The 22,695-nt window shown below is 69.6% G+C and carries 24 protein-coding genes; 17 read left to right on the forward strand and 7 right to left on the reverse strand.

Going from position 1 to position 22,695, the window contains the following annotated elements; all coding sequences use genetic code 11:
* The first annotated feature begins 77 nt into the window (after window positions 1-77).
* Both ACGFY5_RS37235 and ACGFY5_RS37240 read left to right on the forward strand, forming a co-directional pair.
* Window positions 78-2,660, forward strand: a complete 2,583-nt coding sequence (locus ACGFY5_RS37235; protein ID WP_392728074.1) for a transglycosylase domain-containing protein — start codon at window positions 78-80, stop codon at window positions 2,658-2,660.
* 82 nt (window positions 2,661-2,742) lie between these two features.
* A complete protein-coding gene (locus ACGFY5_RS37240; protein WP_392728076.1) occupies window positions 2,743-4,233 on the forward strand; it encodes a glycosyltransferase family 87 protein in 1,491 nt (496 codons plus the stop codon).
* Here ACGFY5_RS37240 and ACGFY5_RS37245 read toward each other — a convergent pair.
* On the reverse strand, window positions 4,189-5,916 hold the full coding sequence (locus ACGFY5_RS37245) for a hypothetical protein (RefSeq protein ID WP_392728078.1): 1,728 nt from the start codon (window positions 5,914-5,916) through the stop codon (window positions 4,189-4,191). The two genes, ACGFY5_RS37240 and ACGFY5_RS37245, sit on opposite strands and share 45 nt — an antisense overlap.
* Window positions 5,913-6,707 carry a deoxyribonuclease IV gene (locus ACGFY5_RS37250; RefSeq protein ID WP_392728081.1) on the reverse strand — a complete coding sequence of 265 codons (795 nt, stop codon included), beginning with the start codon at window positions 6,705-6,707 and terminating at the stop codon, window positions 5,913-5,915. Before ACGFY5_RS37250 ends, ACGFY5_RS37245 begins: the two co-directional genes overlap by 4 nt.
* 128 nt (window positions 6,708-6,835) lie before the next feature.
* Between ACGFY5_RS37250 and ACGFY5_RS37255 the strand changes: the two genes are divergently transcribed.
* From ACGFY5_RS37255 to dnaB, 8 genes are all read left to right on the forward strand, one after another.
* On the forward strand, window positions 6,836-7,720 hold the full coding sequence (locus ACGFY5_RS37255) for a hypothetical protein (protein WP_392728083.1): 885 nt from the start codon (window positions 6,836-6,838) through the stop codon (window positions 7,718-7,720).
* A gap of 132 nt (window positions 7,721-7,852) precedes the next feature.
* Entirely contained in the window at window positions 7,853-8,143 is a 291-nt protein-coding gene (rpsF, locus tag ACGFY5_RS37260) for a 30S ribosomal protein S6 (RefSeq protein WP_035859660.1), read from the forward strand.
* A gap of 79 nt (window positions 8,144-8,222) precedes the next feature.
* Window positions 8,223-8,756: a single-stranded DNA-binding protein gene (locus tag ACGFY5_RS37265; protein WP_392728086.1), complete on the forward strand. Its 534-nt coding sequence runs from the start codon at window positions 8,223-8,225 to the stop codon at window positions 8,754-8,756.
* A gap of 61 nt (window positions 8,757-8,817) precedes the next feature.
* On the forward strand, window positions 8,818-9,054 hold the full coding sequence (gene rpsR, locus ACGFY5_RS37270) for a 30S ribosomal protein S18 (protein WP_035859653.1): 237 nt from the start codon (window positions 8,818-8,820) through the stop codon (window positions 9,052-9,054).
* Between the two features lie 15 nt (window positions 9,055-9,069).
* Window positions 9,070-9,519 carry a 50S ribosomal protein L9 gene (gene rplI / locus ACGFY5_RS37275; protein ID WP_392728089.1) on the forward strand — a complete coding sequence of 150 codons (450 nt, stop codon included), beginning with the start codon at window positions 9,070-9,072 and terminating at the stop codon, window positions 9,517-9,519.
* Between the two features lie 61 nt (window positions 9,520-9,580).
* The gene (locus ACGFY5_RS37280) at window positions 9,581-10,387 is read left to right on the forward strand and encodes a CPBP family intramembrane glutamic endopeptidase (RefSeq protein ID WP_392728091.1); all 807 of its coding nucleotides are present in this window, start codon (window positions 9,581-9,583) and stop codon (window positions 10,385-10,387) included.
* A 58-nt stretch (window positions 10,388-10,445) separates the two neighbouring features.
* The gene (locus ACGFY5_RS37285; RefSeq protein ID WP_392728093.1) at window positions 10,446-11,171 is read left to right on the forward strand and encodes an AAA family ATPase; all 726 of its coding nucleotides are present in this window, start codon (window positions 10,446-10,448) and stop codon (window positions 11,169-11,171) included.
* Between the two features lie 350 nt (window positions 11,172-11,521).
* Window positions 11,522-12,898: a replicative DNA helicase gene (gene dnaB, locus ACGFY5_RS37290; protein WP_392728095.1), complete on the forward strand. Its 1,377-nt coding sequence runs from the start codon at window positions 11,522-11,524 to the stop codon at window positions 12,896-12,898.
* Here dnaB and ACGFY5_RS37295 read toward each other — a convergent pair.
* Together ACGFY5_RS37295 and ACGFY5_RS37300 are read right to left on the reverse strand one after the other, a co-directional pair.
* On the reverse strand, window positions 12,895-13,254 hold the full coding sequence (locus ACGFY5_RS37295; RefSeq protein WP_392728097.1) for a hypothetical protein: 360 nt from the start codon (window positions 13,252-13,254) through the stop codon (window positions 12,895-12,897). The genes dnaB and ACGFY5_RS37295 overlap by 4 nt on opposite strands.
* Window positions 13,255-13,258: 4 nt before the next feature.
* The gene (locus ACGFY5_RS37300; RefSeq protein ID WP_392728100.1) at window positions 13,259-13,828 is read right to left on the reverse strand and encodes a VOC family protein; all 570 of its coding nucleotides are present in this window, start codon (window positions 13,826-13,828) and stop codon (window positions 13,259-13,261) included.
* Between ACGFY5_RS37300 and ACGFY5_RS37305 the strand changes: the two genes are divergently transcribed.
* Entirely contained in the window at window positions 13,790-14,431 is a 642-nt protein-coding gene (locus ACGFY5_RS37305; protein WP_392729063.1) for a helix-turn-helix domain-containing protein, read from the forward strand. The two genes, ACGFY5_RS37300 and ACGFY5_RS37305, sit on opposite strands and share 39 nt — an antisense overlap.
* A 45-nt stretch (window positions 14,432-14,476) precedes the next feature.
* Here the strand turns inward: ACGFY5_RS37305 and ACGFY5_RS37310 are convergent, their stop codons facing one another.
* A complete protein-coding gene (locus tag ACGFY5_RS37310; RefSeq protein WP_392728103.1) occupies window positions 14,477-15,109 on the reverse strand; it encodes a DUF4383 domain-containing protein in 633 nt (210 codons plus the stop codon).
* 285 nt (window positions 15,110-15,394) lie between these two features.
* Between ACGFY5_RS37310 and ACGFY5_RS37315 the strand changes: the two genes are divergently transcribed.
* Window positions 15,395-17,443 carry a hypothetical protein gene (locus ACGFY5_RS37315; protein WP_392728105.1) on the forward strand — a complete coding sequence of 683 codons (2,049 nt, stop codon included), beginning with the start codon at window positions 15,395-15,397 and terminating at the stop codon, window positions 17,441-17,443.
* Here the strand turns inward: ACGFY5_RS37315 and ACGFY5_RS37320 are convergent.
* Entirely contained in the window at window positions 17,440-18,333 is an 894-nt protein-coding gene (locus ACGFY5_RS37320) for a putative PEP-binding protein (RefSeq protein WP_392728108.1), read from the reverse strand. The genes ACGFY5_RS37315 and ACGFY5_RS37320 overlap by 4 nt on opposite strands.
* A 66-nt stretch (window positions 18,334-18,399) precedes the next feature.
* On the opposite strand from ACGFY5_RS37320, the gene moaC reads away from it, so the two are divergent.
* The 5 genes from moaC to galE are packed head-to-tail and all read left to right on the forward strand — an operon-like array spanning window position 18,400 to window position 22,077.
* Window positions 18,400-18,879, forward strand: a complete 480-nt coding sequence (moaC, locus tag ACGFY5_RS37325) for a cyclic pyranopterin monophosphate synthase MoaC (protein ID WP_392728110.1) — start codon at window positions 18,400-18,402, stop codon at window positions 18,877-18,879.
* Window positions 18,876-19,364, forward strand: coding sequence for a molybdenum cofactor biosynthesis protein B (locus ACGFY5_RS37330; protein WP_392728113.1), 489 nt, complete (start codon window positions 18,876-18,878; stop codon window positions 19,362-19,364). Before moaC ends, ACGFY5_RS37330 begins: the two co-directional genes overlap by 4 nt.
* Entirely contained in the window at window positions 19,361-20,533 is a 1,173-nt protein-coding gene (locus ACGFY5_RS37335; RefSeq protein ID WP_392728116.1) for a molybdopterin molybdotransferase MoeA, read from the forward strand. Before ACGFY5_RS37330 ends, ACGFY5_RS37335 begins: the two co-directional genes overlap by 4 nt.
* A gap of 24 nt (window positions 20,534-20,557) precedes the next feature.
* A complete protein-coding gene (locus ACGFY5_RS37340; RefSeq protein ID WP_392728119.1) occupies window positions 20,558-21,007 on the forward strand; it encodes a molybdenum cofactor biosynthesis protein MoaE in 450 nt (149 codons plus the stop codon).
* 53 nt (window positions 21,008-21,060) lie between these two features.
* Window positions 21,061-22,077 carry a UDP-glucose 4-epimerase GalE gene (gene galE / locus ACGFY5_RS37345; protein ID WP_392728122.1) on the forward strand — a complete coding sequence of 339 codons (1,017 nt, stop codon included), beginning with the start codon at window positions 21,061-21,063 and terminating at the stop codon, window positions 22,075-22,077.
* Window positions 22,078-22,093: 16 nt separating this feature from the next.
* Here the strand turns inward: galE and ACGFY5_RS37350 are convergent, their stop codons facing one another.
* A complete protein-coding gene (locus ACGFY5_RS37350; protein WP_392728124.1) occupies window positions 22,094-22,639 on the reverse strand; it encodes an anti-sigma factor in 546 nt (181 codons plus the stop codon).
* Window positions 22,640-22,695 lie beyond the last annotated feature (56 nt).

Below are 22,695 nucleotides of genomic sequence, written 5' to 3' on the forward strand. Positions count from 1 at the left end.
GATTGCTCTGTGAGCGGCATGTCACACGAGCGTGCGGCTGTTTTGATCGCTTGGTGCTTCCGGGGCATGGTGGACGCATGAGTTACGGCCAGACTCCCGAGGGTGGTGACAGTAACCCCGGAGCGCGCGAGCGCTCGAGCGGCACTGTCTACGGCGGCTCGGCATCCACCGGAGCAGCCAAAGTCGGCGGTGGCACCGTCTACGGCGGTTCGTCCGGCGGCACCACGTACGGCTCGAGCTCCGCTTCCGGCGGTACGACGTACGGCTCGAGTGCGGCGTCCGGAAATTCGTCGTCCGGCAGTTCGTCCGGCACCACGTACGGATCGCCCGCTGCCGGTCGCAGCGGTACCACCTATGGTTCGAGCGGCGGCACGACGTACGGATCCGGCGGCACCACCTACGGGTCGGGTGCGTCCGGCACGACGTACGGCAGCACCGCCGTCGGCGATCGCCCGGCAGGTGTCGGACCTCGTAGCCGCGCGGCAGCGCTCGAAGATGACCAATTGCTCCCAGAGTTCGGTGGCATGCCGCCGAACGACCCAAAGGTCAGAAAACCGGGGCGCCGCAAGAAGATCTTGATCGGCGTCGGTATCGGTACCGCCGTCTGCATGCTCCTCGGCATGGTCGGTGGAGGCGTTGCCTACGCGAGCACCGACCTGCCGCCGATCCCGAAGGTGAGCGGCACGACGCAGATCAAGTACAGCGACAACTCCACGTTCGCGACGTTCTCCGCGGAGAACCGCGTCGAGGTGCCGCTGAACAAGGTGCCGAAGCACGTCCAGCAGGCCGTCACGTCCGTCGAGGACCCGGATTTCGACACCAACAAGGGTGTCTCGTTCCGCGGTACCGCGCGCGCGGTCTGGGGTCTGGTCAAGGGTGACGACGGCGCCGGTGGTGGCTCCACGATCACCCAGCAGTACATCCGCAACGTGTTCAACATGACCAAGGAGCGGAGCTACACCCGCAAGGTCAAGGAGATCATCCTCGCCAGGAAGCTCTCCGACAGCGTGCCCAAGGAGGACATCCTCAAGGGCTACCTGAACACGATCTACTTCGGCCGTGGTGCGTCGGGCATCCAGCAGGCGTCGCAGGCGTACTTCGGCAAGGACGTCGACAAGCTCACCGTCGAAGAGGGCGCTGTCATCGCCGCGGTGATCAAGGACCCGACGAACTTCGACCCGGCCAACAAGCTCGAGAGCGCCAAGGGTCGGTGGGGTTACGTCCTCGACCAGATGGTCGCCAAGGGCTACATCGACCAGGCCGCACGGTCGGCGATGACGTATCCGAAGTACCTGGAAAAGCCGAAGCGCGCCGGTCAGTGGCGGGACGGTTCGACGGGAATCCTCGGCCAGAAGATCGAATCCGAGCTCAAGCAGATCGGCTTCAACGAGGAAGACATCAACACCGGTGGCCTGACCGTCTTCACGACGATCAGCAAGCCGGCGCAGGCCGCCGCGGCGAAGGCGTCGCAGGAAGCGCTCGACGGCCAGGACAAGGACATGGCCACGGCCACGGTCTCGATCGACCCGAAGTCCGGTGCGGTCCGCGCCTACTACGGCGGTGACCGCGGCTACGGCAACCTGGACCTCGCCTCGGCGGCGGCGCCGCACCCGGCCGGTTCGTCGTTCAAGCCCTACGTGCTGGCCAAGGGCGTCGAGGACGGGTACAGCATCGACTCGCTGTGGGACGGCACGTCCGGGCAGAAGTTCGAGGACCGTGCCGAACCGCTGACGAACTCGGGCAACGACAACAGCTGCGGCAAGCAGTGCTCGCTGACCAGCGCGACGGTCAAGTCGCTCAACACGGTCTACTGGGCCCTCACGCTCGAGGTCGGCGCGAAGAACGTCGCCAAGCTGGCCGAGAAGGCCGGCATCAAGACGCTCGACCGCAAGCCGATCGACGACATCATCAACGACGGCAAGCTCAACTCGGGTCTCGGTATCGGTCAGTTCTCGGTGTCGGTGCTCGACCAGGCGGCCGGGTACGCGACGTTCGCGAGCTACGGCACGTACCACCAGCCGTACTTCATCACGAAGGTCCTCGACGCCGACGGCAAGACCGTTCTCTGGGACCACGCGAACAACGTCGCCCAGCCGGTGCAGGCGTTCGACAAGTCCGTCGGTCGGGATGTCTCCTACGTGATGCAGCAGGTCTACGACTCCGCGACGAAGAACAAGATCGGACGCGACGCGGCGATCAAGACCGGCACGCAGCAGTACCAGAACACGGAGGACAACGCGCACGCCTGGATGTGCGGCTACACGCCGAACATGGCCACCGCGGTGTGGGTGGGTAGCGGTACCGACAAGGACATCCGGTTGAAGGACCGGAAACGCGGCGGCATCGTCTACGGCTCGGGTATCCCCGGCATCATCTGGAGCGACTACATGAAGTCGGCTCTCAAGAAGACAGAGGTCGAGGAGTTCCAGTCGGCGCTGCACGAGGGTGACAAGGCCGGCAACGCGCCGGAGGAGGAGCCGGACCCGACGCCGAGCGACACACCGGATCCGAACGACCCCGACGGCACGAACCCGGACGCCCCCTGGTACGACGGCGGCGAATCGCCGAGTCCCTCGGACGGCACCAACGGTGACGGCCAGCAGGGCGACAACGGCGACGGCCAGAATCAAGACGGTGGCGGGTTCTTCAACAACAACTAGCACCGCGTGAAACGAGAGCGCCCCGTCCGACACCCGTCGGGCGGGGCGCTTCCGTGTTTGCGTCGTACGGCAGGATCGTGGCGTGAGCGAGCGAACCGACGTCGACATCGTGCTCCCGAGCCACAACGATCGAGTCGTGGCCGGCCTGTCCCGGGCGGTGGGCGGCCCGCTGGGCAGGCACGCGACCCTGCGTCGGCGGTTCTGGACTCCGCTGCAGGTGATCCTGCTGCTGACCACGCTGGTGTTCGCGTTCAACTGGGTGCAGAAGTCTCCCTGCCGGGACGGCGCCTGGGAGAACTACGACCAGTACCGCAACGCCTGCTACACCGACGTCCTCGCGCTCTACTACGCCGAGGAGCTCAACAAGGGCTACATCCCCTACCTCGACCACGACGTCGAGTACCCGGTGCTCACGGGCATCATGATGGGCGTCATCGGGCTGCCGGTCCACGCGCTGATCTCCAGCGGGGCCGTCGACTCCCTGACGCCGGGCAACGTCAACGAGGGCACGGTCTTCTACGACCTGACGGCCCTGGCGCTGGCCGGCTTCGGGCTCGTCACGGCGTGGGCGGTGGTGCGTTCCCGGGAACGACGGCCCTGGGACGGCGCGATCGTCGCGCTGGCACCCGCCGTCTTCGTCACCGCGACCGTCAACTGGGACTACCTCGCGATCGCGCTGACGGCGCTGGCGATCCTGGCCTGGTCACGAAAACGGCCCGGCTGGGCAGGCATCCTGTTCGGCTTGGCGACGGCTGCGAAGTTCTACCCGCTGCTGATCCTCGGGCCGCTGGTACTGCTCTGCTTCCGGCGACGCACGGCGGAGGCGCGCTTCTCGGCGCTGGTCACCGTCAGCAGCGGCGTTTTCACCTGGCTGGTGATCAACGTGCCGTTCGCGATCATGGCGCCGTCGGGCTGGTCGAAGTTCTTCTCGCTGTCGTCGGAGCGGCCGATCGACTGGGGCACGTTCTGGTACATCGGCACTCACATCCCGGTCGGCCGCGACGCCGAGGGCAAGCCGGAGCTCGGGCTGCCCCCGTTCGTCTGGCTCGGTGAGCACATCCCGGCGTTGAACACGGTGGCGTGGGTGACGTTCACGCTGTGCTGCATCGGCATCGCCGCGCTGGTGCTGTTCGCCCGGCGGCGCCCGCGGCTCGGCCAGGTGGCGTTCCTGGTCGTTGCCGCGTTCCTGCTGACGAACAAGGTGTGGTCGCAGCAGTTCGTGCTCTGGCTGATCCCGCTGGCGGTGCTGGCCCGGCCGAAGTGGCGGGCGATCCTGCTCTGGCAGGCCGCCGAGCTCGCCTACTTCTTCAGCTTCTACCAGATCCTGATCCGGGTCTCCGGCGGCAAGACCACAGTGCTGCCGGAGGCGGCGTTCACGCTGGCCAGCATCGGCCGGTGGGTGAGCGTCGCCGTGCTGTGCGGACTGGTGGTCCGCGAGATCCTGCGTCCGGAGTTGGACGTCGTGCGGCGCGACGGTGTCGACGATCCGGAGGGCGGGGTGCTCGACGAGACGGCATCCCCGCCCGAATCACCGGAGGTCGAACGACACCCCGTCGCCGCGGTCGGTACGTAGGACGTCGAGCCCGCTGACGTCGTCGGTCAGCGCGTGCTCGTACGGCGTGCCGACCGCGCTGAGATCACCCCCGCGGAGAACGACCACTGTGTTGATGCCGAGGCGCCGGAAGTAGGCGATGCTGCGCTCGGTGGGGAACTCCTCCGCGGCGGCCCGGATCGTCTCCTGGGACTTCGGCGTGAAACCGGAGCCACCGTTGACGATCTTCGGGAACCCGTCGGTGGACCAGAGCATCACCCACTGGTCGCGGGCGTCGCTGGGGAGCACCAGCGCCGGCCCGGCGACGTGCGTGAACGCCTGCGGCTGGGTGGGCACTGTGGGGTGCGGTGTGGTGTTGAGGCCCTCGACGCCCACCAGCACGGCCGGAACGAGCGCGAGCGCGACGACGAACCGCGGCCAGGTTCCGTCCCGTGCGAAGCGGTTGCCGAACGCGGTGATCGCACCGGCCGCGAGCAGCGCGAGCAGCAGCGTGGTCCAGACGACCAGGCGGCCGGGGGTGCGGATCGCGTCCCAGCCCGGCAGGTAGCGGTAGAGCAGCAGGTAGCCGAGCTCGCCGGTGCCGAGGAACGTCGTGCCCATGCCGAGGACGACGCTGACGACGGTGGCGACCCACAGCAGGACGCGCTGACGCACGGTCCAGGTGCTGATGAACAGGCCGACCGTTGCCACGGCGGCGAGGAAGATGCCCGGAAGCATCGTCATCTCCGGCGCCCAGAGCAGTGTCTCGCGGGCGCGCGCCGACGACTCGCCCCACAGCCAGGACGTCTCCGGTGCGGTGAGGAAGCCGCGGAACGGCGGCGAGAACAGCCCGAGGTCGGCCTCGGTGCGCCGGGCATACGGGTGGGCCTCGACGACCCGCAGGTACGGCCGGGCCATCAGGCCTGTGATCGCCAGAAAAGCGAGCATGCCGACGCCGTCCGCGATCAGCAGTTTCTTCGGCAGGGTCGGCCGCTTGGCGATCAGCCAGCCGATCGCCGAGACCACGCAGATGCCGCCGAGCACGTAGCCGAACGGCAGGCCGACACCGAAGCCGATTGTGATCTGCCAGCAGGCCAGACCCCAGCCGACTGCGGCCCAGCCGGGCCGTACCTCGTCCTTCTGGAAGCCGCGGGTGAACGAGTAACCGTGTCCCTTGGCCAGCGCGGCCAGCGCCAGCGCGATGCCGCCGGTGGAGAGCACGTGCAGGTGCCCGGCCTGACCGAGCCGCCACGGGGCGTACCCGACGGCGAGGCCGGCCAGCACGGCGCCGGGCCAGGCGGAGCCGAGCCTCTTCGCGAGCGCGTAGCCGCCCACCGAGGCGAGGTAGAACGCCAGGACGTAGGCGATGTTGTAGCGGACGAGCGCGGCGGTGGGGCCTTCGCCGACGAATCCGAGGGGTGCGTAACCGAGCAGGCTGTCGGTGAACGCGAACGAGTCGGGCTCCGGGAAGAGCACGTTGGCCTGCCAGAGCGCACCGGGCTGGGTGAGCAGGGCGTGGCCGCCCCAGGCGATCTCCCAGGCGATGAGCAGCGGGTCGAACGTGTCCTGGGGGACGGTGGTGGCCGGGTGCTTCAGCGTCGGCCACGTGAGGATCACCGCGACGAGCGCGAGCCCGACGCCGACGAGCGTGAACTCGCTGGTGGTGATTCGGCGTAGCCGATCGTTGCGCGGCCGATCCGGGGCTTCTGGCGCCGCCACGCTCACTTGGCCAGCCGCTCCTTGAGACCGAGCTTGTCTCGAAGCAGGCGGATATCGGCGGTCTGGCCGTCGTCGCCGCCGGGCGTCTCGCAGATCGCCGGTGCGCCGGCTGCCTTCACGGTGGCGACGATCAGGTCGGCGTCGATCTGGCCGCTGCCGAGGTTCTCGTGCCGGTCCCGGCCGGAGTCGAACGGGTCCTTCGAGTCGTTCACGTGCACCAGGTCGATGCGACCGGTGATCGCCTTCACCCGGTCGACGATGTTCAGCAGGTCTTCGCCGCCGGCGTGCGCGTGGCACGTGTCGAGGCAGAAGCCGGGCTCGTACTCACCGATCGCGTCCCACAGCATCGCCAGCCGATCGAACCGGCGGGCCATCGCGTTGTCGCCACCGGCGGTGTTCTCGACCAGGATCGGCAGCGGGAAGCCGCCGGACTCCGCGGCCTGGGCGAACGCCTTGCGCCAGTTCTCGAACCCGACCTCGGCGTCGTCACCCGTGCCGACGTGGCCGCCGTGGACGATCAGGCCCTTCGCGCCGACGTTCGCGGCGGCCTCGGCGTGCTGGCCCAGGATCTTCCGCGACGGGATCCGGATGCGGTTGTTCGTACTGGCCAGGTTGATGACGTACGGCGCGTGGACGTAGATGTCGACCTCGCTGGCCCGTAGCGCCTCGACGTCGTCCCGCGGAACCGGTTTCTTCCAGCCTTGCGGATCACCGAGGAAGAACTGGACCACGTCGGCGCCGCGCACGGAGGCGGCGGCCAGCGGGTCGGCCGGGTCGACATGGGCACCGATTCGCATGGCGCGAGCCTAGTGGGCGCGGGCGACAGTTCCGGGGCGTGCCCGGAGGACGGGCGTCACCGTTGGGCCGGGTTCTCGTTGATCTCGAACAGAGCAATCACGGCCGGAAGACGGGCGCGGGAGGGCCGGTGCCGAGAAGGGTCTTACTCGTCTTTGCGTTCCTGCTTTGGTTGCTGCCGACGCCGGTGCGCGCGGTCGAGGCGACGATGACGTTCACCGGCGCGCTCGACGTCCTCGGACTGCTCAGCTCGATCTCGGTGCAGCCGGCCGCGGTGACGGTTCCAGCCGGGGGCGAAGTGGCCTTCGTCAACGCCACGACCGCGATGCTGACCGTGAGCGTCGGAGGCACGTCCACCCGCGTGGAGCCGGGCGGCTCGGCGTCGATGCGATTTCCGGGCGGGAACCGGGTCGAGACGTTCGCCGCGTCCGCGACGTCGGTGAAGCTGCCGGTGGTGGGAGCGCTGACGTCCTCGGTGGGGCGGGTGACGGTACGGCCGGCGTTCTCGGTGCGGGCCGCACCTGCGGAGTCGGCGACGCCCCCTTCTGCCGCGCCACGGCCGTCGAGCGGGGCTCCCGGCGCCCCCGGGGCGTCGACGTCGACATCGACGTCTGAAACACCGGAACCCGGGGACGCCGAGCCATTGGAGCCTTCGACGGAGGAGTCGCCGGAATCGTCACGGATGGCGGCGACAGCTGGAACCTCGGAGTCGCCGGACGATTCCGCCGCCTCCGACGACGAAACACCGAACGGCGGCCACGCGGCCCCCGCGCCCCACCGGGCCGACCCGAAGGCCGGCCCCGAGGCCGACGTCGAGCCCGTGCTCCCCCCGTTCCCGGGCTTCTCGAGCACCCACGACCAGCTCGGTCTCGTGTTCCTGCTCGGCGCCGTGGTGCTGACCGGGCTGGGAACCGTGCTCTTCCGCACCGTCCTCGCGTTCCGGCCGGTCGTGGAAGTCGGAGCGCACTCCCAGGCGGCGCGAAAAGCGCGAAAAGCGCGACGCCGTCGGAGCTGATCCACAGGGGGTCTCGTGGGGTCGGTAGCACTCCGTGAGCGCTGGTAAGGTGGACGGGATTGCATGACGCGATCGACCCTCCTGTCACGGACCGACCGTGACCGCCTGAGTCCAAAGGAGGTGGGTTCTACCTTGCGTCATTACGAAGTCATGGTGATCCTCGACCCTGATCTTGAGGAACGCACCGTTCAGCCCTCGCTCGACACCTTCCTCAACGTGATCCGCACTGCTGGCGGAAGCGTCGAGAAGGTCGACGTGTGGGGCCGACGTCGCCTCTCGTACGAGATCAACAAGAAGGTCGAAGGCATCTACGCCATCGTCGACCTGAACTCGGAGCCTCCGGCCGTCGCGGAGCTCGACCGTCAGCTCAACCTCAACGAGTCCGTTCTGCGGACGAAGGTCATCCGCCCCGACCAGCGCTGACGCGCTGAGATCAACCGAATTTCGTCGTACCCCTCGTGCATGGTGTTCGACGAAACCCGGTTGAGGAGGATCGCACCCCATGGCAGGCGAAACCGTCATCACCCTGGTCGGCAACCTGGTTGACGACCCCGAGCTGCGCTTCACCCCGAGTGGCGCGGCTGTAGCGAAGTTCCGGATCGCGTCGACGCCGCGGACCTACGACCGGCAGAGCGGGGAGTGGAAGGACGGCGAGAGCCTCTTCCTCACCTGCAACGTCTGGCGTCAGGCGGCGGAGAACGTGGCCGAGTCGCTGCAGCGCGGCATGCGCGTCATCATCCAGGGCCGGCTCCGGCAGCGGTCCTACGAGACGCGCGAGGGCGAAAAGCGCACCGTTTTCGAGGTCGAGGTCGACGAGGTCGGCCCGTCGCTGCGTAGCGCGACCGCGCGGGTCAACAAGACGACCCGCGGTAGCGGTGGCAACGGCGGGAGCAGCGGCGGCGGCTACGGCTCGTCCGGCTCCGGCGGCGGCGGTAACTCCGGCGGTGGGGCGCCCGCAGACGACCCGTGGGCCGTGGCCACCCCGGCCGGCGGGGGAGGCGGCGGCGGCGCGTTCGCCGACGAGCCCCCCTTCTAGAGCCGCGTCGGCCACAGCCGCGTAGAGCCACTGATAGCCAGAGCAGAGTAAAGGAAGACCCATGGCCAAGCCGCCCGTGCGGAAGCCCAAGAAGAAGATCAACCCGCTCGACAAAGACAAGATCACCTACATCGACTACAAGGACACGGCGCTGCTGCGGAAGTTCATTTCCGACCGCGGCAAGATCCGTGCCCGTCGAGTGACCGGCGTCTCGAGCCAGCAGCAGCGGCAGATCGCGCGCGCGATCAAGAACGCCCGCGAGATGGCGCTGCTGCCCTACACCAGCACCGCGCGCTGAGAGAGGCGAGGATAAATGAAGATCATCCTCACCTCCGAGGTCAGCGGCCTCGGTTCACCCGGCGACATCGTCGAGGTGAAGGACGGCTACGGCCGTAACTTCCTGCTGCCGCAGGGCAAGGCCATCGCGGCCACCCGCGGCCAGGAGAAGCAGGTCGCGCAGATCAAGCGTGCGCGCGACGCTCGTCAGGTGCGCGACCTCGGTCACGCGCAGGAGATCAAGGCCGAGGTCGAGAAGCTGAAGGTTCAGCTCTCGACCCGCGCCGGCGAGGGTGGCCGGCTGTTCGGCTCGGTCACCACTGCCGACGTCGTCGCCGCCGTGGTCCGGGCCGGTGGCCCGGAGCTCGACAAGCGTCGCCTCGAGCTGCCCGGTCACATCAAGACGACCGGGTCGCACAAGGTCGCGGTGCGCCTGCACCCCGACGTGTCGGCGAACATCTCCCTCGACGTGGTCGCGGAGAAGTAAGTCCCGCTCGTTCCGATGGCCGGTCCGCTCCGCGGGCCGGCCATCGGCGTAACCTGCGACGGTGAGCGTGCGCACCATCTTCGCGCCCGCTCGGCCGGCGGAGCCGATAGTGGTCACCGACCCCGCCGAGCGGCGCGCACTCGGGTTCGAAGTGTTCCTGGTCTTCGCCCTGACGCTGGGGCTCTCCGGCGTCCGCAGCCTGCTGTCGCTACTCGATTCGCTCCTCCAACCCGAGCCGCTCTCCGAGCAGACCGTCGCGCTCAACGTCTCCCGCGCCGCGGCCGACCTGGTCGACCTCGCCTACCAGTTGGTGTCCGCGGGGCAGCTGGGCGTCTGGGGTGGCCTCGGCCTGTACCTGCTGTGGCGGTCGGGGATCAGCCTGCGGACGATCGGGCTCGACCGCGACCGCATCCGCGGCGACCTGGCGGGCGGTGCCGGGCTCGCGGCGCTCATCGGGCTCCCCGGGCTCGCGTTCTACCTCGTCACCCGGGCGATCGGGATCAACCTCACAGTGGTGCCGGCGGCGCTGGACGACGTCTGGTGGCGGGCGCCGGTGCTGATCGTCGCGGCCTTCGCGAACGCCTGGGCGGAGGAGGTCCTCGTCGTCGGGTACTTCATCACCCGGCTGCGCCAGCTCGGTCTCGGCGAGAACGCCTCACTGCTGTCCGCCGCGGTCCTGCGCGGCTCGTACCACCTCTATCAGGGCTTCGGCGGCTTCCTCGGCAACCTGATCATGGGACTGGTCTACGGGCGCTTCTGGCAGCGCACCAACCGGCTCTGGCCATTGGTGCTCGGGCACTGGCTGATCGACGTCGTCGCGTTCGTCGGCTACACGCTCCTCAAGGACCACCTCTCGTGGCTCCCGTGACTGTCCGGGTAGCGACTCGCCTCAGCTAATTCTTGCCTGGCCGTGCGCACACTGAAGTATGAAGGTCGGGACCGCCGTTCTTTCATCCGCTCTGTTCTTCGCCCCTTCGACCCCCACGCCCGACCTGAACACGCTGCCGGAACCACTGCCGGCCGCCACCCGGGTCCCGCGTCGCGGCGCCGCGCCCCGCGGCGGTCCGGCGCGCCTCGACCCGGCTGAACCCGATCCCGGCGACACCCCGCGGCTGGAGCTGCCGTACCGGGCGTTCGTCGTCGTCGGTGGGGTGCCGGGGGCGGGCAAGAGCACGCTGCTGCACCGGCTGCGCGTGACGTCGCCGCGGGGCGTCTTCAGCGTCCGCGACCCGGAGGACATCCGGACGCGCTGGGAGCGGCTGCTCGGCGGTCGGCGCGGTTACCGGATCTGGCGTCCGCTGGTCTACCTCGAGCACTACGTCCGCCTGCTGCTCGCGTTAGCCGGCCGCAAGACGATCGTGCTGCACGACACCGCGACCCGCGGCTGGGCCCGCCGCCTGCTGGGCGTCCTCGCGCGCCTCTCACGGCGCCCGGCGATCCTGCTCTGGCTGAACGTCTCGTTGGCCGAGTCGCTCGACGGGCAGCGGATCCGCGGCCGGAAAGTGCCCGAGCGGACGCTGCGCAAGCACTGGCGGCGGTGGTCGCGCCTTCGGCCGATCGCCGAGGGCGAGCCGGGCTTCGGGGCCGTCCACACGATCACGCGCGACATCGCGCGCCGAATCGTGCTCGAACCGGCGGTCCGCCGCCGCTGAACCCGTGCTGTGGATAGAACGTGTACGCAGCGATGTGAAGCCCTACGCGCTGTAACCAAGAGCGACATCGATGGGACGACTAATTGCCGTCCACACCCGGTGGACCACCTTTGCGCTGGTCAACCCACCCCGAAACGGTGTTCAGCGAGCGTAGTTCACACCTTCCTGCACAGCTACCACACAGAGTTACCCCCTGTCTTCCACAGGTTTATCCACAGGGCTGTGCACAGGCCAGTTTGTCCACCCCATCCCCGGCTCCATATGGTCGTACCACCGAACTGTCGGACCCATCCGGTACGACTGAGGTGAACTGCTCCGAGGTGGGGCGCCGAAGGCCGGGAGGGACGCACGTGGCCGTCACCGACGAGGTCAAGGCATACTCCGCGCCGAGCGAGTTCGACCGCACGCCCCCACAGGATCTCGCCGCGGAACAGAGCGTCCTGGGCGGCATGCTCCTCTCGAAGGACGCGATCGCCGACGTCGTCGAGATCCTGCGGTCCAACGACTTCTACAAGCCCGCGCACGCGCTGGTCTTCGACACCGTCCTCGACCTGTACGGCCGTGGCGAGCCCGCCGACCCGGTCACGGTCGTGGCCGCGCTGGCCGACCGCGCGGAACTGGCCCGCGTCGGCGGCGCGCCCTACGTCCACACGCTGATCCAGCAGGTGCCGACGGCGGCGAACGCGGCGTACTACGCCCGCATCGTCGCCGAGCGCGCGATCCTCCGGCGCCTGGTCGAGGCGGGCACCCGCATCGTGCAACTGGGCTACGGGTCGGCTGCCGGCGCCGGGCGCGAGGTGGACGACGTCGTCGACATGGCGCAGCAGGCCATCTACGACGTCACGGAGAAGCGCACCAGCGACGACTACACGGTGCTGGAAGAGCTGCTCCAGCCGACGATGGACGAGATCGAAGCGATCGGTGCCACCGGCGGCATCATGAGCGGCGTCCCAACGGGGTTCGCCGACTTCGACCGGCTGACCAACGGCCTGCACCCGGGCCAGCTGATCATCGTCGCGGCCCGTCCCGGTCTCGGTAAGAGCACGTTCGGCCTCGACGTCGCGCGCTCGGCGTCAATCCGCAACCGGCTCACCGCGGCGGTCTTCAGCCTGGAGATGTCGAAGATCGAGATCACCATGCGTCTGCTCTCGGCCGAGGCCCGGGTGCCGCTGCACCACCTGCGCTCCGGCCAGCTCTCCGAGGACGACTGGACGAAGCTGGCCCGGCGCATCGGTGAGGTCAGCGAAGCGCCGCTGTTCATCGACGACTCGCCGAACATGACGATGATGGAGATCCGGGCTAAGGCGCGGCGGCTCAAGCAGCGCCACGACCTGCGGCTCATCGTCATCGACTACCTGCAGCTGATGACCGGCAACAAGAAGGTCGAGTCGCGCCAGCAGGAGGTCGCGGAACTGTCCCGTGGCCTCAAGCTGCTGGCGAAGGAACTCGAGGTGCCGGTGATCGCGGCATCCCAGCTCAACCGTGGCCCCGAGCAGCGCACCGACAAGCGTCCGCAGCTGTCCGACCTGCGTGAATCAGGGTCGATCGAGCAGGACGCCGACATGGTGCTCCTGCTGCACCGCGAGGACTACTACGAAAAGGAGTCGCCGCGTGCGGGTGAAGCCGACTTCATCCTGGCCAAGCACCGTAACGGCCCGACGGACACGGTGACGGTAGCCTTCCAAGGTCACTTCAGTCGATTTGTCGACATGAGTACCGGCGTCTAAGCGCCGTTCACGAACGCCGCCACCAGCTGGATCTCCGCCAGGCTCGCACCGTTCCGCCAGGCCGACGCGGCGCGGGCCACCTCGTCCAGGTCCGGTGTCCCGCCCCGCAGGCGCCGCCCGTCCACCGATCGCCCGTCGACGTTGAACACGCGCTCGACCGGCGCCGTGCGGATCCACAGCGGCCGACCGTCGGGCGCGGCGCTGGGAACGACCACCCACTCGAGCAGCACCATCGGATCGGCCGACTGCAACTCGCCCAGGTCGAGCCCCAGATCAGCGGCGACCTGCCCCAGCGCGACCGCGAGGCTGCCGGCCGCCGCTACATCCGGATAGAGCTCAGCGAACGAAGATTCCACCGGCTCATTCTGACGGCGGGGCGAAGGTGATGGTTCCGTCCGGTGAGAACGTCAGGCCCGGGTTGTGAGCGACCTCCCAGCGGAAGCCGTCCGGGTCGGCGAAGTAGCCGGAGACACCACCCCAGTCCCGACGGGTGGCCGGAACGAGGATTGAGCCTCCCGCTGCGGTGGCACGATCGAGTACGGCGGTCACTTCCTCGTCGGAGTCGACGTTGTGCGCCAGCGTGATCGGCAGCGCGTCGCCACCGCGGTGGAATTCACCGACCTCGGCCGCCATCGCCTCGCGATCCCACAGCGAGAGGAGGAAGCCGTGACCGACCTGGAGGAAGATCACTTCACCGGGCACGTCGAGGTGCGGCTTCCAGCCGAGGCCGTCGACGAAGAACCGGCGGCTGGCGTCCAGATCGCGGACGCCGAGCGTGAGCACGTTCAGCTTCTGTTCCATGACGACCACTCTGCCGCTGCGCCGCCGTCCGGTCTTGAACGAACCGGCCACGGTTCGTACCGGGAGTTCGACGTACCGGGGCTCGAACACCTGGTCCGGTGCGCGTGGGAGCAGGAGAGCACCGGCCACGTCCAGCGGGTCCTCCCGGACAACTGTGCGGACATCCTCGTGACGGCGGACGGCCGGGCCGTTCTGGTCGGGCCGCCCACACAGGTCGAACTGCCCCGGCTGGCCACCGGCGTCCGGATCCACGGCCTCCGGATCGAGCCCTACGCGATCCGGACGGTCTTCGGCCTCGACGCCGACGAGTTGACCGACCGAACGCTCCCGCTGGAAGCAGTCCTCGGTGACGGTGTCGCCCGGCGAGTGGCCGAAGCGGTCTGGGAGGGCACGGACCTCCCGTGGCAGGACGTCCGACCGGACGAGCCGACCGTCGGCATCGTGCGAGCCCTGACTGGACCCGGTGCCCCGTCCGTGGACGCGGTCGCCGACCGCGCCGGCTATTCACCCCGGCATCTCCGCCGTCTCGTGCGTACCGAGACCGGCCTGAGCCCGAAGACGCTGCAGCGGGTCGCCCGGCTGCACGAGTTCCTCGGCCGGGCCGAGTTCGCCCCGGTCGGAGCCGCCGCGGTCGCCGCCGGGTACGCCGATCAGCCGCACGCCACCCGCGAGATCCGCGCGCTGACCGGCCTGACACCGCGCCAACTCATCGCCGAGCGCGCCGAGACATGAAGAAGCCCCGCTCCTCCGTCGGGAAGCGGGGCTTCTGAACGGGCGCTACTGCTGCTTGGGTGCTCCACCGAGGATCGGCCCACCGGAGAGCACCGGCGCGGGCGCACTCTTTTCGGTCGGCGCAGCGATCTGCGCCATGTTGCGCGGGTCGCTGCCCCGGTCGCCGTCGGTGGCTCCGCCGAGCAGCGCCTCCATCTCCAGGTCTTCGCCTTCCTGGACCTCCGGAGGCAGTCCGTGGCGCTCGCGCCAGTAGGGGTTGTCCGGCGGAAGCGCTCCGCTCACCCGGCCGTACATACCGAACGTGATCAGTGCGGTGCCGACCACGAACGAGAAGATGACGTTGCTCATCCGGAACGCGAGGAAGTTCAGGTCGGTCCGCATGATCGTCAGGTTCACCAGGCCGCTCAGGATGAACGCCCACCCGAAGACCGTGTTGGCCCAGGAAGCGGTGTTGCCCCCGACCGCAGCGCAGCCGAGCAGGCACACCCCGACGACGACGGAGATCAGCGACAGCGCTCCGTTCGACGACAGGCCGGCGATCTCCTTCCCCTCCGTGGAGAAGAAGTCCAGCTTGTCGACGAAGCCGAGGACGCCGAACGTCAGCAGTGCCGTGCCGGTGAGGCCACCGCCGTAGCGGTACACCTTCCCCAGCTTGTGGTTCTTCGGAAGCCCGGACATCCCTCACTCCTGCCGTGAAGAAGCACTGTGACCCGTCAAAGGGAGCTTTTCCCGCCCTGAACAGGTCAAACGTGAGGGTGTTGACACGACCTTGTCACGGTCTCGTGCAGGCATGCTGTACGACTGCGGTAGATAAACCTTAATTGCGCCTAATGGTTGCCAGACTTACGGCAATGTTTAACAGATACCTCTCCCGCAACGCCGGTACAAACGCTACCGTGAAGCGCTCGCTAGACACGCTCAGCGAGCGTGAAGTACAGGGTCGAGGCAACCCGAAGAGGTTCCATGACAGACACCGCTCCGGTCGAGCCCGCGCTGATCGCCTGTCCGGCGTGCGACGGTCTCGGTTTCAGGATCGCTCCGTGCGCATGTCGGCACAACGGCACCGAGTTCCTGGTGAGCGGCCGTCTCCTCCTCTCCGACTCCGACCCGTACCCGGACTGTGAGATCTGCCGGGGCTCCGGCGAGACCACCGTCATGTGCTTCCCGTGTCGTCAGGGTGGGTCGCTGCTGGCCCAGGGCGTGGTGACCGTCGTCAACGCGGTGACCGGCCAGACCGGCTCCGTCCAGGTCGTGCCCGGCGCGTTCGAGCCGGTGCCGTGGGAGGCCCGTCCGGGCCGCTGGATCATCGACCTGTCGGCGATCGTGAGCGAGCTGGCCGCGCGCGTCGGCGTCGACACGCTCTACGACATGCTCGACCGGCCGCTCTCGACGCACGACCTTGCCACGCCGATCTACCTCCCCGACACGTGGTCGCCCGCGTCGCCGGAGGACGAGAAGGCCGCCGCGGAGCAGGCAGCGATCGCCGAGTGGGCCGGGCGCCGCCGCTGGCACCTCTACGTCGGCTACCCGGCGGGTGTCCGCACCGAGACCGATCCCGAGCAGCGGCTGGTGGAGCTGCGCCGGGCGGCCGACGCGGGCCGGCTCGACCTCGTCGTGCGCTTCCTGGACGGGTTCTGGTCGGTCGCCTTCGAGGTCCCCAACGCGCATCCGCGGCAGGGCCAGGCCTGGTACCCGGGCACGGCCACGCTGGTCGAGTCCTTACTCGCGCACACCCCGTCCGACCTGGTCGAGCAGAGCAAGGGCGCGACGACCGCCTCCGGTCACTGGGTGGTGGCCTCGCCGCCGCCGGCCGGTGACGGCACGTCGGCCTGGACGGTGGAGGACCTCGTCGCTGCCGTCTCGATCACGGCCGGTGGCGCGGCCGGTGGCAGCGCCACCTGGCGCGACGGTCGTTGGCAGCTTTCCGCGCTGAAGGTCGTGGAGGAGCGCGAGTTACTCGCCGCGCAGCAGACCGGCCAGGTCCGGTCGACCGTCGAGCGCGTGGTCGGCCGCGTGGACGACCTGAAGACCCCGCCATGGCTGGGGCCGTCGATTCCCACGCAGCGCTGCGCGCGCTGCGTGTCGGGCGTCGCGTGGCGCGAATGCTCCTGTACCTATCTGGACGACGTGGCGACGCCGGACTGCCCGCGCTGCGCCGGCGTCGGGCGGGCGCCGGACCCCTACTGCTCCGGCTGCGACGACACGCGCCTGGTCCACCTCGGCGCGGTCGTGACGCTGATCGGACCGGACGGGCGCGGCCAGACCACGAACCTGCGGATCGGCAAGACGCCGGACGTCGAGTTCTTCGTCAACGATCAGGGCGTGCGGTGCGCGCGGGTGCCGCGGGAACTCACAGCGGTCGCGTGGGCCGAGGCGTTCGGCGTCGACGTGGATTGGCTGTGCAGCCATGGGATCCGGTCGATCGGCGCGCTGGCGCGCGACGGCGTCCTGGCGACGGACCTCACCGATCCGCGCGAGGCCGTGGCCGAGTACCTGGCGCGGCTGACCGCCGGTCGGCCCGGTGGGCGCCTGGTCTACTTCGTCCGCCCGCCGGGGGACGTCCCGATCGAGTCGTTGCTGCGGCCGGTGCTGGGCGTCGATGCGCGGGCGGAGTTCGCGATCGCCGTCGATCCGCGTGGGCGCCTGCGTTGGGGCCTTGCGGTGACACATCGGGGTGCACAGAGCCGGTATGCGCCGCCGGAGATCGACCTGACGCTCGGCGACGCGGTGGGGCGCGTCCTCGCGGCGTTACCCCAGCGCCTCGGCGGTATCGAGCACGACGTCGCCCGCACCGAGCCGCTCAGCCCCGCACAGCAGGGGCGCGCCGTACAGATCGAGACCGGGATCCAGACGCTGCTGCAAGAGGTCGCGCAGCGCTACGGCCGCGTGCTCGCCGCGGTCACCCGCGACGGCTGGACGCTGCACGCCTGGACCCAGCGCCGCTGGCAACGAATCGGCACCGGTACCAGCCTCCGCGAGCTGGTCACCCAGTCGAGGACCACGGGCCTCTAACGGTCCACGGCCGCGACGACGCGGCGTTTGGCGTCGGCGGCGGAGTTTGCGCGGGTGGCCAGTTCGGCGTAGCGCAGGCAGTCGCTGAACTTGTGCTGGGCCAGCGCGGCACGCACCGGTTCGAGCCGGTCGACCGGCAGCACCAGGCTGGTGATGCCCAGACCGATCAGGACACACGCCAGCAGCGGGTCCGCGGCGGCGGCACCGCGGGCGCTGATCTCCTTGCCCGCCAACGATCCCGACGCCCCGACCAGCTCGGCGAGGCGGAGGCCGGCAGGCTGCCACGGGTCGTACCAGTGGCCGCTCCCGGCGGACGGGTCCGCGGCCACCGCGTAACGCGTCAGGCTGTCGAGGTCGATCGTCGCGAACGACGCCGTGCGCAGGATCGTGCCCGCGAGCAGTGCGGCCGCCGGCAGGTCGACGAGCACACCGGCCGTGGCGACACTGCCGTAGCGCGCCTCCTCCAGGAACCAGGCCGCCTCGTCCGGTTCGCTGACCATCGACGTGACGACCCCGACGTCGACTGCGTGCGCACCGGTCTCCCGGATGGCGCCGGCGATGGCGTCGAGTTGAGAAGACAGGACGTCCGGACGGGCCTGCAGCGCGCGCACGCCGCGAATCCCGAACGCACCCTGGCGTTCGCCGGGATCGAGGGCTTCGACCGTCACCCGGGCACCGGGAAAGGCCTGCAGCACGTGCCGGTAGCCGGCCTGCTGACCGTCGGTCGGCAGCGGCGAGCCGTCGGGCCGGACGGCGAACCGACTTCGCAGCAACCCGACGCCTTCAGCGCCGGCCGCGACCGCGGACTCGGCCTCGGCGGGATCGACGAGCTCGGCGAGCAGGGTGACCGGCTGACCATCGGCCAGCCTCCCGCGGAGGGGTGCACTCACGACTGGACACTATCGAACCAGGCCGATGACCGATGTGGCCCGGGACGGACAGTAAGCTCTCCAGGCATGCCGGAGCTCAGTCACGTCGATGCGGCGGGGTCGGCTCGAATGGTCGACGTCTCCGCCAAGTCGGAGTCCGTCCGAACCGCCGTGGCCACCGGCCTGTTGCGGACGACAGCCGAGGTCATCGGCCTGCTGCGCCGCGACGGACTGCCGAAGGGCGACGCGCTGGCTGTCGCCCGCGTCGCCGGGATCATGGGCGCTAAGCGCACACCCGACCTGGTGCCGCTGTGCCATCCGATCGCGTTGCACGGTGTGACCGTCGACTTCGAGATCCGTGACACCGAAATCGCGATCACGGTGACCACCCGCACGGCCGACCGCACCGGCGTCGAAATGGAAGCGTTGACCGCGGTGGCCGCCGCCGGCCTGACGTTGATCGACATGGTCAAGGCCGTCGACCCCGCGGCGTCGCTGGACGCCGTGCGCTGCGAGGCCAAGGACGGCGGCAAAACCGGCTCCTGGCGTCGGCCGGTCGACCGGTGAGCCGCACCGCGCGGGTGATCGTCGCGTCCAACCGGGCGTCGGCCGGTGTCTACGAGGACACCAGCGGTCCGTTGCTGGCCGACGGTCTGCGGGCACTCGGGTTCGAGGTCGGCGATCCCGTCGTCGTTCCCGACGGAGATCCGGTGGGCGACGCTCTGCGCGCGGCCGTGGCGGACGGCGTCGACGCCGTACTGACCAGCGGCGGCACCGGCATCAACCCGACGGACCGCACGCCGGACGTCACCGCGGCGGTGCTGGACTACCAGATCCCGGGCATCGCCGAAGCGATCCGCGCCTACGGGGTGCCGCGGATCCCGGCAGCCATGCTCTCGCGCGGCATCGCCGGCGTCGCGGGTCGGACGCTGATCGTCAACCTTCCCGGCTCCCGCGGTGGTGCCAAAGACGGGTTGGCCGTACTCGGTCCGGTGCTGTCACACGCGATCGATCAGCTAAACGGTGGAGACCACCCCGGAGGGCACGCGTGACCCACCCGATCAGTTGGGACGACGCCAGGGCGGCCGTCCACTCGGCCGCTACCCCGCTTCCGGGTCGGCCGGTGCCGCTCGCCGAAGCGGACGGCGCCGTCCTGGCCACCCCGCTGGTGACGCTCACCGCGCTGCCCGCGTTCGACACGTCCAGCGTGGACGGTTACGCGGTCGCCGGGCCGGCGCCGTGGCGGCTGGTCGGCCAGGTGCTGGCCGGCGACGCCAGCGAGATCACCGTGGTGTCGGGCACCGCGGTGGAGATCGCCACCGGCGCCATGGTGCCGGTCGGCACCGAGCACGTCATCCGCCTGGAGAGTTCCGAGGTCGAGAACGGCTCCTGGGTCACCGCGCCGCTGCCCGACAAGCAGGAGTGGCGTCCGACCGGCGAGGAGGCGGCGGCCGGTGAGGTGCTGCTGCCGCCGGGCGTCCGGGTGACGCCGGGCGTGCTGGCGCTCGCGGCCGCGTGCGGCCACGACGTGCTCGCGGTCCGCCGCCGGCCCCGGGTCGCGGTCGTCGTGTTCGGGGACGAGCTGCTCGACAGCGGTCCGCCCGGAGCCGGCCGGGTACGCGACGCCCTCGGGCCGTCGCTGCCGGCCTGGATGCGCCGGCTCGGTGCCGAGGTCGTGTCGGTGACGCGTGCCGCGGACACGCTGGAGGCGCACGAGAACGGAGTGCGTGCCGCCGCCGCCCAGGCCGACGTCGTCGTCACGACCGGCGGCACCATGCACGGACCGGTCGACCACCTGCACCCCACGCTGGCGACGCTGGGCGCGTCCTACGTCGTCGACACGGTGGCGGTGCGTCCCGGATTCCCGATGCTCACGGCGCGGTTGCCGGGACCGGGCGCCGGATGGCTGGTCGGGCTGCCCGGCAACCCGCAGTCGGCGGTGATCGGACTGGTGACGCTCGCCGCGCCGCTCATCGCCGGGTTGGCCGGAGCGCCGTTGCCGCCGCTGGCCTCCGTGGTCGTCGCGAACGACGTCCCGGGGCGGGGCACGTTCACGCACCTGGCGTTGGCGCGCCTGACGCCGGAGGGCGCGGTCACGCTGCCGCACGCCGGGTCCGCGATGCTCCGCGGGGTCGCCGGAGCGGACGGTTTCGTCATCGTCCGTCCGGACACCACTGCACCGAGTGGCACCCGCGCGGACTTCGTTCCCATGCCCAGTTGAAGATCCGGTGGTTGGATGGGCGGTATGAGCAGCGAGACCATCCGTAGGGCCGGACACCGCGTCGTCGTGGCCCAGGTCACTGAATCACCTATTTCGGTCGCCGAGCACGAGCAGGCCGTCGCGGATCTGGCTGCCGGTGCGGTGGTGGGCTTCGCCGGTGTGGTGCGCGATCACGACCACGGCCGGTCGGTGGCCGAACTGGAGTACACCGGCCACCCGTCCGCGGGCGAGGTGATCGAGCAGATCGCCGCCGAATTCGCCGAGCGCGACGGTGTGGAGGCGATCGCTGTCAGTCACCGCATCGGCCCGCTGCGCCTGGGCGACACCGCCCTGGCCTGCGCGGTCAGCACCGCTCACCGTGCAGAGGCGTTCGCGCTCTGCGCCGAGCTGGTGGATGCCGTCAAGGCGCGGATTCCGATCTGGAAGCGCCAGGTGTTCGATGACGGATCCGACGAATGGGTTGCCTGTCCGTAGTCGTTCCGAACGCACCAGCGGGCGGTGTAGTCGCTAGCCGATACGATCCCCGTGTGAAGGTCTTGATCACCGGCGGTGCCGGCTTCATCGGGAGCACGATCGGTTCGGCCTGCCTCGACGGCGGGATCCAGCCGGTTGTTCTCGACAGCCTGGTCACCGGAAGGCGCGAGTTCGCCGAAGGCCGCCCGTTCTACGAGGGCGACATCGCCGACGGCGCGCTGATCGACCAGATCTTCGCCGACCACCCCGACATCGAGGCGGTGGTCCACTGCGCCGCGCTGATCGTCGTGCCCGACTCGATGGCCGACCCGCTGCGGTACTACCGCGAGAACGTCGCGAAGTCGATCGAGCTGATCGGCCACCTGCAGCGCAACGGGTGCGAACGCCTGATCTTCAGCTCGTCGGCGTCGATGTACGGCACCGAGGACGACTTCTCGGTCGACGAGAACTCCGTCATCGACCCGCAGAGCCCGTACGCCACCACCAAGGTGATGGTGGAGAACGTCCTGCACGACGTGGCCAAGGCCAGTTCGCTGCGGACGCTCTCGCTGCGCTACTTCAACCCGATCGGCGCCGACCCGCAGCTGCGCACCGGCCTGCAGGTGGCCCGGCCCTCACACGCGCTCGGCAAGCTCGTCCAGTCCTACGAAGACCGGGTGACGTTCAACATCACCGGCATCGACTGGCCCACGCGTGACGGTACGGGCATCCGTGACTATGTGCACGTGTGGGATCTGGCGCGCGCGCACGTCGAGGGCCTGCGCCGCTTCGACGCCATCGTGAACGACTACCGCGTCGTCTGCCTGGGCAGCGGCACCGGCACCACCGTTCGTGAGCTGGTCACCGCATTCGAAGCCGTGATCGGCGAGCCGCTGCCGCACCAGGACGCACCCGCCCGCCCCGGTGACGTCGTGGGCGCCTACGCCCGCAACGGCCTCGCCCGCCAGATCCTGGGGTGGGAACCGAAGTTCGGCGTCGAGGACGGCATCCGCGACTCCCTCGAATGGGCGAAGATCCGCCCACAGCGGCTAGGGCGTGTATCAAAGCCCAGCGCGGCTACGTCGGCCTGAGACTTTGATACACGCCCTAGTTCAGCCGTAGGGCGACGACGATGTCGCCGGTGGGCTGACCCGAGCCGCCTTCGGGCTCGACGGTGAACGAGATCGCGTCGCCGTCCGCCAGGTCCAGCACCAGCGCGGTGCCCTCCCGGGCGTCCGCGGCCAGTACCCGCATCGACCGGGGCTGCTCGTTGCGTACGCGCCAGATCTGGTAGGTCTGCTTGGGGTCGATGTCGGGCAGGTCCGAGTACGTCACCATCGCCGCGTGGTGCTCCGCGGAGAACACCGTCGAGACCCGGGCTCCGTCCTCGGTGGTGGTGGACCGGCTGACCGCGTCGTCGGCGGTGAGCACCGTCTCGATGCGCTGCAGGCGCTCCTGCTCGGCGACGATCAGACTGCGCTGATCGCGGTCGCGCTGCTCTTCGACCTCGAGCGTCAGAGCGGCGGCGCCGATCACCAGTCCGCACGCCACCGCGAACGTCGTCAGGCGGCGGCTCCACGGGCGCGGCGGCCGGTCGGTGACGGGCGGAGAGACCTCGTCGAGGTCCTCGTCATCCGTGAGCTCACCGGTCATCAACGCGCTCCCAAGCGGTCAGGTTTCCCCGCCCACTCTGCCCGGTCCCCGCCACT

The sequence above is a fragment of the Cryptosporangium sp. NPDC048952 genome, from assembly GCF_043197895.1.
Classification (GTDB): domain Bacteria; phylum Actinomycetota; class Actinomycetes; order Mycobacteriales; family Cryptosporangiaceae; genus Cryptosporangium.